Annotated in this window: 10 protein-coding genes; 9 read left to right on the forward strand and 1 reads right to left on the reverse strand. The window is 43.1% G+C overall.

The window, feature by feature from the left end:
- Nucleotides 1-26: 26 nt before the first annotated feature.
- The 5 genes from HZF10_RS02020 to HZF10_RS02040 all read left to right on the forward strand — a co-directional run bounded on the left by HZF10_RS02020 (nucleotide 27) and on the right by HZF10_RS02040 (nucleotide 3,962).
- On the forward strand, nucleotides 27-632 hold the full coding sequence (locus tag HZF10_RS02020) for a hypothetical protein (protein ID WP_176004501.1): 606 nt from the start codon (nucleotides 27-29) through the stop codon (nucleotides 630-632).
- A 182-nt stretch (nucleotides 633-814) separates the two neighbouring features.
- Nucleotides 815-1,972 carry a DUF262 domain-containing protein gene (locus HZF10_RS02025; protein WP_176004502.1) on the forward strand — a complete coding sequence of 386 codons (1,158 nt, stop codon included), beginning with the start codon at nucleotides 815-817 and terminating at the stop codon, nucleotides 1,970-1,972.
- Nucleotides 1,972-2,514 (forward strand): HEPN domain-containing protein, encoded by a 543-nt coding sequence (locus HZF10_RS02030; protein WP_176004503.1) that lies wholly within the window; start codon nucleotides 1,972-1,974, stop codon nucleotides 2,512-2,514. The genes HZF10_RS02025 and HZF10_RS02030 overlap by 1 nt, the downstream gene beginning before the upstream one ends.
- Before the next feature lie 45 nt (nucleotides 2,515-2,559).
- Complete coding sequence (locus HZF10_RS02035) at nucleotides 2,560-3,372, forward strand: hypothetical protein (protein ID WP_176004504.1); 813 nt, start codon at nucleotides 2,560-2,562, stop codon at nucleotides 3,370-3,372.
- Nucleotides 3,373-3,557: 185 nt separating this feature from the next.
- A complete protein-coding gene (locus HZF10_RS02040) occupies nucleotides 3,558-3,962 on the forward strand; it encodes a hypothetical protein (protein ID WP_176004505.1) in 405 nt (134 codons plus the stop codon).
- A 166-nt stretch (nucleotides 3,963-4,128) separates the two neighbouring features.
- On the opposite strand, the gene HZF10_RS02045 is transcribed toward HZF10_RS02040, so the two are convergent.
- Complete coding sequence (locus HZF10_RS02045) at nucleotides 4,129-4,512, reverse strand: helix-turn-helix domain-containing protein (RefSeq protein ID WP_176004506.1); 384 nt, start codon at nucleotides 4,510-4,512, stop codon at nucleotides 4,129-4,131.
- A gap of 156 nt (nucleotides 4,513-4,668) precedes the next feature.
- On the opposite strand from HZF10_RS02045, the gene HZF10_RS02050 reads away from it, so the two are divergent.
- From HZF10_RS02050 to HZF10_RS02065, 4 genes are all read left to right on the forward strand, one after another.
- Nucleotides 4,669-6,366 carry a hypothetical protein gene (locus HZF10_RS02050; protein ID WP_176004507.1) on the forward strand — a complete coding sequence of 566 codons (1,698 nt, stop codon included), beginning with the start codon at nucleotides 4,669-4,671 and terminating at the stop codon, nucleotides 6,364-6,366.
- Nucleotides 6,367-6,369: 3 nt separating this feature from the next.
- A complete protein-coding gene (locus HZF10_RS02055) occupies nucleotides 6,370-6,708 on the forward strand; it encodes a hypothetical protein (RefSeq protein ID WP_176004508.1) in 339 nt (112 codons plus the stop codon).
- A gap of 219 nt (nucleotides 6,709-6,927) precedes the next feature.
- Nucleotides 6,928-8,238: a PAS domain S-box protein gene (locus HZF10_RS02060; RefSeq protein ID WP_217703329.1), complete on the forward strand. Its 1,311-nt coding sequence runs from the start codon at nucleotides 6,928-6,930 to the stop codon at nucleotides 8,236-8,238.
- A 221-nt stretch (nucleotides 8,239-8,459) separates the two neighbouring features.
- A complete protein-coding gene (locus HZF10_RS02065; protein WP_176004510.1) occupies nucleotides 8,460-9,566 on the forward strand; it encodes a DUF4236 domain-containing protein in 1,107 nt (368 codons plus the stop codon).
- Nucleotides 9,567-10,981: the final 1,415 nt, after the last annotated feature.

Below are 10,981 nucleotides of genomic sequence, written 5' to 3' on the forward strand. Positions count from 1 at the left end.
ACAAATCAACTAAAAATAGATCAATTATGACTACTGAAGAATATAACAATATTAGTATGCTTTATCAATTTCTAACAAAAAGATTTGATATAAATCAAAATTATACATCAAGTGATTATCACAGATGTTATCACCCAAATTATTATGGCGTTCGAGGAAACGGATTGGAAGTTTTGAAAAGATTCGAACATTTAAACTTTCAAGATTTATATAGTGAGGAATATTTAAAATCTCAATTTTATTCTCAGGAGTATTTAACTTCTAAACTTGTTATTATAGAAGAAAATAGAGTTTGCGTAATGCCTGAATTAGGGAGCATACTATTTTATCAGTTAATTAGTATGATGAAAGGAGGAATCACAGAATATTTACGACAACTAAAATATATCGTCGAAAACAAAATTGGTATTTTCAGACTAAGTGATGACGGAGATCTTTTAAAATTTGACCTTCGTTCTTATGAAAATCTACTTCTAAAATTTGAGGCAATTAAAGACTTCAACCTGTTTCATCACTTATTTACTAAAACTAATTCAAATATAATTATGTTGAATTGGGACAATCAAGTTGAAATTCCAATTCATGAAATTGAAAAATTTATCGCGCATATAGACCATATGACTTTCCGCTAAACAACTTGCCCAGCTCATAACGCCGCTAATTTCGATTGCGGCAAGTTGACTAAGTGCGTGAGCTGTTCTTTAATTTCGTACTTTTCGGCGTAGAGTACTCTCTCCGAAGGCCCGCAACCGAAATTAGCGGCCTAACGTTACCGGCAAGCATTAAAACACGAATCGTAATAAACACAAGAAAAATGGATCAAGAACAAGAAGAAAAATGGTACTCAGACGGAGATGATGATTCCATTGGATATTCATTTAAAGAGTATGATATCACTTCTACTCCAAATGATTTTAATACCAAAACTATAATCGATTTTATAGAATCTGGATTATTTAAAATTCCCGGATTTCAACGAAATTACGTTTGGGATGTAAAACGTGCTTCAAAATTAATTGAATCAATTATAATTGGCTTACCCATTCCGCAAGTATTTCTGTATGAAGAAGGGAAAAACAGTTATTTGGTTGTAGACGGGCAGCAGAGGTTATTGACGCTTTTCTTCTTTCATAAAATGAGATTTCCGCGAAAAGATAAAAGATTTGAACTAAGGCAAATTTTTGAGGAAAGCGGGAAGTTTCCGGACGAAGTTTTATATGATGATAAATACTTTGAAGACTTTAAATTAAAACTTAATGAGCCTGGAGTTGAAAACAAGCTTGAAAATTTGAACTATGCAACTTTAGGTGAATTTAAAAATGGTTTTGATTTACGCACGGTGCGAAATATAATGATTAAGCAGAATTTTCCTAGTGATGACGATTCTGCAATGTTTGAAATTTTCAATAGATTGAATTCGGGCGGCATTACGTTGAAGCCACAAGAAATAAGAACAAGTTTATATCATTCACAATTTTATAATTATTTGTATAAGATAAACTTGTATCCTAATTGGAGAAGATTACTTAATAAGGCCGAACCGGACACTCACATGAAAGATGTTGAGATTGTTTTGCGCGGATTTGCAATGCTGATGGATTCAGAAAACTACCGTCCTTCAATGACGCAGTTTTTAAATAAATTTTCAAAAAAATCTAGAAATTATGATGCTAACGCTTTAGAATATTTTCAAAATCTATTCCAAGCTTTCTGTGATTATATCGTGGAAGTAGATCCAAATTTATTTGTTGCAAGAACTGGAAAATTCAGCATCACAATATTTGAATCAATATTCGTCGCTCTATGCTTCGATGCTTTAAAAAATAAAACCCTGGAAATAAAGAAAACTTCGCTAGCGAAAGTAGTTGAATTACAAGAAAATGACACTTTCAATCGGGCGTCGCAAGACAATACTGCCGGTAAAGCTAATGTTGAAACGCGATTGAGAATAGCAAAAGAAACTTTAGGATAATGGCTGCTGCAACACCAACCATAATTGATCAACAATATGTAAGTGGAAATTCGCTAGTTGACTATTTGAAGGCACAGAAAGAACTAACATTTTACAGTGAAGCTGAAAACAATTTTCGAAAAACGATTTTGCTTTCAGCCGCAAGTTTTTTTGAAAAAGAATTCACCGATTTACTTTCTGATTTTGCAAAATCTCAATCTGATGGTAATCAAATGATCATGTCGATAATTAAACAAAAGGCTATTAGCAGACAGTACCACACTAACTTTGATTGGGATTCGTCGAACGCAAATAAGTTTTTTGCGCTTTTCGGAAATGAGTTTAAAACAAAGATGGCGAATCAAGTTAAAGAGAACGCAGATTTAGATAAATCAATAAAAGCATTTCTTGAAATTGGAAGTGAGCGAAATAAAATGGTTCACCAAAATTTTGCAGAAATCACAATTGAAAAAACAGCCGAGGAGATATATAAACTTTATAAAACTTCTTTACTTTTTATCGAAACCATGAAAAGTGAGCTCATTAAAAAAAAAGTCAATTAAAAATATGTCAGCTGGTAACAGCTGGTAAGCGAAATTGCTGGATTTTTGGTAGCCGGAAAAGTTATTTCAAGAAGAAATTATTACTGCGGCAGAGAAAACTCGGCTTGTTTTGACCGCGACTTCGCTTTACCGGCAAAACGTTATGCGCAAATGACAACAACCATGAATCCACAAGAAATCGAAGATAACAGAGAATGGTCTAAAATCTATCTGCAACAATTTGTAGATAATTTAAAAGGCAACACTTTTATTGAGGCAGTTGAAAATTTAATTAAGCAATTCAATTCCGAACTGTCCAAAGAAATCGAAGATCATATTGAAGCTGAAAACGAATTTCAACAGCCGCTTCATCTCGATACCGATTATTGGGAAGATAAATTACTAGCTCTAACGGAAATGAATATTGTTTACGCTTATAAAGAGTTTGAAGTAAATCTAAAACGGCTAATCAAAATGACTTATAAAATAGATACTCGTGATTTATTCAGATGGCAATCAATCGAAGTCTTTTTAAAATCAAAAGGCATAAAATTATCTACATTAAAGAGTTTTAAAGAAGTTAATGAAATAAGACTTGTCAATAATTCCATCAAGCATTCAAATAAAATTGAAAATGAACTGAAAAAGATTGCAGAATTTAAGTCACGTGAATACATGGATTATAATTCCTTGTATAAGTTTTATCACCGCGTGAAAAATCATCCCTATATTTTCCTGGAGGATTTGTCAACCCATATTTATGACAATCTGTATAATTTTGACGAGAAGAGATTAGATTTCATAGCCAATTTATACGCAGAAAGGATGGATAAAGAATCAGCTATAAAATTTATGGAACTTTTAAAAACAAAATACTAAACTTCATTTGCGCATAACCGCCGCTAACCGCCATGGCAGCGGGTTGTTGGAAATACAATTAATTTCGGCGTAAAATGGGTGGGAAAAGGACAATGCTTCTTTTCAGGTTGCGACGGGTCTACAGCCACGGCACATAAATCGACTATGCTACGACATATATAATCTGAACTTTATAAAACTTCAAAATGATTACACCGCAATTGAAGGACCGCGTCTTAAAATGCTTATGTGAAAATATTCAACCAGAATCACATGTGCAAATTGATGTAGATGTCTTTTTGAAAACTGCTGAAATAGAATTTGACAATTTGAATTCAATTCTAAGATATTTTGATAGGATTGGATTCATCGAAGAATTAAATTGTAGAAGAGACGCACTATGGTTAGTTTTAAGAGTGGAAGCAATTGATTTTTTTAGACGAGGAGGGTTCTATGGACAGGAAGAGTTACTGGAAAATAACCTTCAAAAATTATTACTTGAAATAGACCATTTGAACAAACAACTCGGTCCAAATAATCTAGAAACGTTAAATAAACTTGCTTCAATTTCATCAGCGGTAATTTCTGGGATTGGTTTATTTAATAAGTAAGTATCTTACAAATACTAAGCAATATTCTAGGCTTTCCAAACCTGACCTCCGTCTCGATAACGAGCTTCATCAAAAGAAGTCCTGAGTCAATTTTTTTGTGAAGGAGAGAAAAAAACACTCATAAAAAAAGACCGCATTGCGGGTCTTTTATAATTTCATGTACACCTTAGTTCTTGCTCCTTTTCTCAGCTTCAAGTAACCTTTCATAAAGTTTTTTATTTTCTTCATAAGCCTCAATCAACTTATCCAAAGGATTAAAAGTGCAATGATGTCCGAATGCGCCATTGCTATGACTGAAATCATTGTCGTATATATTATTAAAATAGTTAATCACTGCGTCTTCCGAAAAATTCTTAATCGCCTCCGGACTAACCCCCAAAGCCTTCGCCACCTCAACCAATTTCTCCTCGTCGATAGTCTCACTGTTCTCCATCAGGGATATCGCTTGTTGGTTGGTGCCGAGGGCTTGCGCTAAGGCTTCCTGCTTCATGTCGCGCAGTTCGCGGATTCTGCTGATTTTTCGGCCGATGTGGTTTTTGGTAGGTGTCATGGTGCAAAGGTATTGATTGTGTTTGTTGTGCCGTAAATGTAAGAAACATGTACCATACACAGCGAAATGATTCGGTACGGAGAATGGTCTTTTTTACTTGCGGGCGTAACAAAAATACGATTTTTCAGGAATGTCCAACATTGCAAATCAGGAGTTATGTACCACAACGCGTTAGTCACCAAAGACCACCCCCAACAGGCCGCACTGGAGAAGGCCGTCGAACTGATCCTGGCGTTTTCGGATGCCAACACCGTGTATTTTTCGCCTCATCTCGAAGAGGGCCTTAATGCGGGCATCGTCATAGTCATCATTTCAAAGGACAGCCCGCACGGCTGGGATGAGCTGACCGATAACTATTGGAAGGTCTTCGAGGCGTTCCCGCAATTCTCCTTCCGGATTTTCGACCGGTACTGGGTCAAACAGGAGCTCAAGGACGGCAACCCGTTCTTTGCGATGCACTGCAACAAGAACAGCCTGGTCTACAGTACCGCGAAAAGCGATGAGTTCTTGTTTGTCGAACGGCTCAAGCCGAAGCGGTTCCTTAAGAAGGCGAAGTACCGTTTCCGTATAGACGATGAGTCGGCGTTTACGCTGTCCGTCAACGTGCGGTTTTATATCAGGCGCGGGAATTACGTGCAGGCGGCCTACACCTTGCACCAGAGCATCCGGTGGCTGTACGTCGCCGCGTCCTGGTTCCTGACGGGGGAGTGGCTCGTGGAGCACGATCTCGAAATACAGCAAAAGCATGTGGGTAGGTTCTCGAAAGTGCTGGCGAACGCGTTCGACGCCGAAAACGAAGCGGAAGCCCGGCTCTCGGACATCCTCAATGCGACGTGTCGCGCCATCCACGACGGGGGCGCCGTCCCCGAAGTCACGTTGGGAATGGTCAAGGCCATACAGGCCAAGATGGAGGGGATGCGAAGCGAGGTCAAACGGCTTTTCGAGGAGTGCGTCCACCGCTGCCGCTATGAGTTCTCGCGCACCAAAAGCCCGCTTATCGCGATCGATGATCCCGACCCGTTGAAGCACATCACACAGATCGTTACGCAAACGGTAGACGCCTCGGCGTTGTACTGCTTCGGGGAACGCAGCATAAGCACATCGGCTGCGGGTGTGCTGATCGAAAACAATGCGGTCGACAGCCAAAACACCCACTATTACCTGTTTTTGATCGTCAGGGAGTATCGCGCGGACGTCCCGGGAAACATCGCCTACCACATCAAATCGCAGACAAACGGCCGCTGTACGGCCACCGTCGTCATGCACTCCAACAAGTCGCTGCGGCAGCGTCCGGGCGACCAACAGCATTTCTTTTACCGGATCATGCAGCGCGCCCGATTGCTGTATCAGGAAACCGCGAAGCCGCCTTTCCTGAAGTTCGAAAAAGTGCCCGCAAGGGACGTATTGTCCGCGAAAATATATTGGGCGCAGGGCGACCGCACCAAATCGTTCCTGATGGAGGCCGAGGGGCTCGACGGCGGAGGTGCCACCAAGATCCACGTCTACCTGATGAACCTGGTGATCGAGCAGACCTGCCTGGGCCTGATCCGGGTGTTTCTGGGCTATATGCCCAACCATTTTTCGCTGTCCTTCCTGTTCGAGCTATGCGAGTACTTCACGCCGCTGACGGCCGAGATTTTCCCGCGCACGACCGACAAGGACAAGGAACTGCTGAGGATACTTTCCGGTCGTACCACCTCGCTGCGGTACGGCTTCATCGACGACGTACAGTACCACGACTATGAAGTGTTGAAAAACCGCTACCACGAATTCGTCGAAAGGGCCGATAAACTGGCCGCCGCCGAACTCGAACGGCTGGAGCGGTTAAATGAATCAAGTAATCCAAATACCTGACCGATGGAAGACAAGATCAATACGCTCGAAGACCTGAAGGAACCCGCGGCACACGCGTTTCACGTCGTCGAGCCCTCAAAGAACCGCAAAGGAATGGCGACCGTAAGGATTCCCGTGAACAGCTACGCCGAACTGAGCTATTACCTGATCGACGCGCTGAAAGTCTCGGTAGCCGCGCTCGATGCCGAACACGAAGACGTGACCGCCGTAAGGAACGTGTCAAGCGCGGTAGGCGGCGTGCTGGAAAAGCTGATCGAGATAATTCCGTTGGAAGAAATGGTGCTTTTGGATAAAGTCCGGGAATTGGTGTCGGATGCGGCTCAGGAAAAACAGCCAACGTAGCGCCCGCTTTTTCTAAGAAATTACGGCTTAATTTCCGTTCTTCTCTCTTGTTTGTTTTTTGAAGGGAACAGGTTGGGCTGGTTAAATGTTTGATAGATAGAGGCCGGCATAAAAAGTGCGATGCGGTCCCTAAGAATAAACATTTTCAAACAGACCGTCCAAATAGGAAAAGCGGTAATTTTGCACCCAGGATTGCCCCATTTCCTAAACCACGCGAAAATGAAAAATTACGTACGGCTTTTCGATGAAAGTCCGGCGCCGATGTACATCTACGACGAACGTACCTACGAGTTCCTCGCGGTCAACGATGCGGCCCTGCACCAGTACGGCTACGGCAGGGAAGAGTTCCTTTCCATGAAAGCCTTTCAGATACGGCCTCCGCAGGACGTAGAGCTTTTTACGAAAGCCAACCTCGATGTCCCCGACAGCTACTTCGACTTCGGGACCTGGCGGCATTGCCGAAAAAACGGCGAGCTGTTCCATGTCCACATCTATGCCCACCGGACGGTGTTCAAAGGCAGGGGCGCAAGGTCCGTGCTCGCGGTAGACATCGACAGCAGGGTGCGCACCGAAAGGGCGATCGCCGAAAAGAGCGCCGAGATCATCGACATCCTCGAAAGCATCACCGACGGGTTTTATGCGCTGAACAGGAATTGGGAGATCACCTATTTCAACAAGGCTGCCGAAAAAGTCCTTGGCCGCAGGCGCGAGGAGGTGATCGGCAAAAGCCTGTGGGAGTCTTTTCCGCGCTCCCGCGAAGGGAAGTTCTACGCGGAATACGAAAGGGCGATGACCACAAAGGAATCCGCACATTTCGAAGAAGAGTACGCCCCGTTGGGCGTCTGGGCCTCGATCAACGTCTATCCGACCAAGGACGGCATCGCGGTCTACTTCATGGACATCACCGAGCAGAAGAAGATCCGGCAAAAAATAGCGAACGACGAGCGCAACCTACGGGCCATCATCAACAATACGACCGACATCATCTGGTCCATCGACCGCCAGAACAACATCATCAGCGCCAACGATGCCTTCTGGGACCGTGTCTCCTCGCTTACCGGCAAGACAGGCGGCACGCTCACCGAACAGGATTTCGATAAGGACCGTTCGTCAAGATGGAAGCAATATTTTGCGAGGGCGTTCCAGGGAGAAGCCTACAAAATAGTCGTCGACGACGTATACCAAGGAAAAGAAATATTCGAGGAAGTCAGCTTCAACCCGATACGCGACATCCACGATGAGATAATAGGGATCAGTTGCTTCTCACGCGACATCACCACCCAGCACCTGTACTTGAAGCAGATCGAAAAGCAGAACGCGAAGTTCAGGGAAATTGCCTGGTCGCAGTCGCACGAGGTCAGGGCACCGCTTTCCAACATTATGGGGTTGACCGCATTGCTCAATCATGACGATGCCTCAGATTCCGGCAATGCCGAAGTGATACGTCTGATCGGCGAAGCCTCGCGCCAACTGGAAGAGATCGTCAAGAAAATAAGCGCCAAGGCATCGCAGGAGGGATGGGAGCAGTAGCAGTTGGCAGTCGGCTTCCGTTACCGCTATATACACAAAAGCCGCTTTATGCGGCTTTTTTAATGCGTCGCCTTCTTGGGCTCGCGGCAAAAGAACAAATCCCTGAAGCGAAAAAATACCAATTCGATCTGAATCAGACATTGGTATCGAAACAATTACGGAAATCCGTAAAACGCTTTTTCCTCGAGTAGCTACCTTGCCCAAAATAAAAACATCTATATATGGCTTGGTCGTACAGAAAACGAATTAAAATTATTCCCGGTGTCCATTTGAACGTAAGCAGGAGAGGTGTCTCCACTTCACTTGGCGTACGAGGGGCAAGTCTCACGTTGGGAAGCTCCGGAACGTTTTTGAACACATCCATCCCCGGGACGGGAATATCCAATCGGGTGCGGCTCGATTCTCCTGCACCTGCTCATCCGTCGCCGGTAGTTTTACCCGATGTGGAAGACAATATCTTCAGCGCTGAAATCTCTGGTATTACGTCCGATGGCATGCAGGGCGTCAAAGAAGCCATACTCTTGGCAAGACAGCAGCGGCTTGAGCTCAATGGCGATCTTCGTAAGGTAAAGTTGTCGCTGAGTGCTTCCCGGTTAAAACTTTGGGCAAGTTATTTTATGGTCTATGGGCTTGTAAAAAAAGAAATTCCAATAAATCTTAAATTGGACATAACCACTCAGAAACATGCGATAGCCGAAATCAAAGAGCAGATTTCCAAGTGTTACGTCGGGCTCGATGTCGAATTCGACGAAGAGACACAACGGCTCTACGAAGAGATGGTTTCCTCGTTCAAGGATTTGGCGACTTCCAATAAGATTTGGGACGTAACTTCGGCCCACAGCCAGGATAGGGTGGCGGCGCGGTCGGCTGCCGGTACCTTGGTGAAGAAAAGGCAAACCTGTTTTGGGATACGATCCGTCGACGAAATAAAGTCGAACTACCAGACGCTGTGGATGAAAAATGCCAATGGTGCCGATCTTTATTTCTATCCAAATTTTATCCTGATGCATTCTTCGAAAACCCGGTTCGCGGTGATTGGCTTGGATGAGCTCGACTTCGCCCATTCATATTGTCGTTTTGTAGAAACGGGTATCGTCCCTAAAGATTCGAAAATCATCGACCGCACCTGGGCGAAAGTCAACAAGAATGGCTCCCCGGACAAAAGGTTCAAGGGGAATTATCAAATCCCGATCGTGAAGTATGGCGAAATCAGCCTCAGGACGGCTACCGGCTTACACGAGGAGTTCCAGATCAGTAACTACGAGTTTACTGAGCGTTTCGGGCAAGCGTTTCAAAGTTATCGATATCTGATAAATACATTTTCGTAGGCTCGTGATTTGTTTCTTCCGTCGCTTGATAAAAAGAAAGCAATAATGACGAAAAATGTTAACGCATTGTGAAAATTTATACATTTGCAGCCCAAACAAATTTCCTTACAGTTTAATCTGGCTATTGCCTTGATTTTGATGCCTGGCCCTTATTTGCGAATACGGACAATGCCGTATTGTATGCTTTTAAGTTCGGGCTTATCCTTGCATTTAAATTTTTGCCTATGAGGAATATTTTACTGTTCGTCTTATCAGTTGTGAGTTATGTTGCGGTAGCAGGTGCTTTACCGCCTTCTGCCACAATTGCAATTAGTTCAAGCGCCGCCGTTTGTCAAAATAGCGCAGGTCCGGTGATTACTTTTACGGGTAGCGGAGGAAATGCACCTTATACTTTTACGTATACGGTTAACGGTGGCGCGAATCTAACGGTCAATTCGAACGGCGCAGGTATCGCAACAATTAATGGGACAACGACTGCGGCTGGGACAATGACTTACAATTTGGTAAGTGTTTCTGATTCGACAGGTTCGGTATTAATTGGAGCATCTGTCAATTACGTTGTTATATCTTCTGCATTTGCTATAAATGCTGGTAATAACATTACTGTTTGTAAGGGGAATACGATCAACTTAACTTCATCTGTAACGGGAAATGGCTCAAGTGCGGTAACTTACTCTTGGACGGGGCCAAACGGTTTTACCAGTTCTGCTCAATCACCAACAATCAATAATGCTACAGGCGCTATGTCAGGAAGCTATACGGTGGTTGCTTCAATTGGGAATTGCCAGGTTCAGGATGATATAAATGTTCAAGTAATAACAGTTACAGCCGCAAATCCATCAACTTTGAACGGTTGTGTCTCACAAGGTCAGACGACTTACAACGTAGGATTACTATTATCTCTTTCTAGTCCATCCAATACGCAGACAATATCGATTAATTGGGGTGATTCATCTCCAGTTATAAATGTACCGCAATCAGATTGGTCAGTTCCACAAACACATACTTACCCGATTGGTTTATATACTGTCACCATATCTGTCACCACAACTTTAGGATGTAGCTTTAATCAAACTTATTCGGCATTTGTTGGATCATCTCCTCAAGCAGCAACCTTAGCGCTTTTTGCGAATCAGGCAAATGGATGTTCTCCGCATACCACAAATTTTACCCTAGCTATACCTACCGCAAATAATGCGGGTACAAATTATCAGATCTGTTTTGGAGATAATACTCCGTGTATTAATTATGTTCACGGAAGCCCTATTCCGACTGATTGGATTTTTGCAGGTTCTGCGGCGGGATTGAATAATTATACTCTAACCCATGTCTATAATTCTACATCGTGTGGAAATACTGTAAACTTAAATAATACGGTCTACAACAACGTCTTCCTGCCATCAGTTATAACAACC

The organism is Flavobacterium agri, from assembly GCF_013401995.1.
Classification (GTDB): domain Bacteria; phylum Bacteroidota; class Bacteroidia; order Flavobacteriales; family Flavobacteriaceae; genus Flavobacterium; species Flavobacterium agri.

Bases quoted from the DNA above. Each gene is read 5' to 3' on its own strand.
- HZF10_RS02060 (WP_217703329.1), top strand. From the start codon at position 6,928: ATGAAAAATTACGTACGGCTTTTCGATGAAAGTCCGGCGCCGATGTAC.
- HZF10_RS02050 (WP_176004507.1), top strand. From the start codon at position 4,669: ATGTACCACAACGCGTTAGTCACCAAAGACCACCCCCAACAGGCCGCA.
- HZF10_RS02055 (WP_176004508.1), top strand. From the start codon at position 6,370: ATGGAAGACAAGATCAATACGCTCGAAGACCTGAAGGAACCCGCGGCA.
- HZF10_RS02065 (WP_176004510.1), top strand. From the start codon at position 8,460: ATGGCTTGGTCGTACAGAAAACGAATTAAAATTATTCCCGGTGTCCAT.
- HZF10_RS02045 (WP_176004506.1), bottom strand. From the start codon at position 4,512: ATGACACCTACCAAAAACCACATCGGCCGAAAAATCAGCAGAATCCGC.
- HZF10_RS02030 (WP_176004503.1), top strand. From the start codon at position 1,972: ATGGCTGCTGCAACACCAACCATAATTGATCAACAATATGTAAGTGGA.
- HZF10_RS02040 (WP_176004505.1), top strand. From the start codon at position 3,558: ATGATTACACCGCAATTGAAGGACCGCGTCTTAAAATGCTTATGTGAA.
- HZF10_RS02025 (WP_176004502.1), top strand. From the start codon at position 815: ATGGATCAAGAACAAGAAGAAAAATGGTACTCAGACGGAGATGATGAT.
- HZF10_RS02020 (WP_176004501.1), top strand. From the start codon at position 27: ATGACTACTGAAGAATATAACAATATTAGTATGCTTTATCAATTTCTA.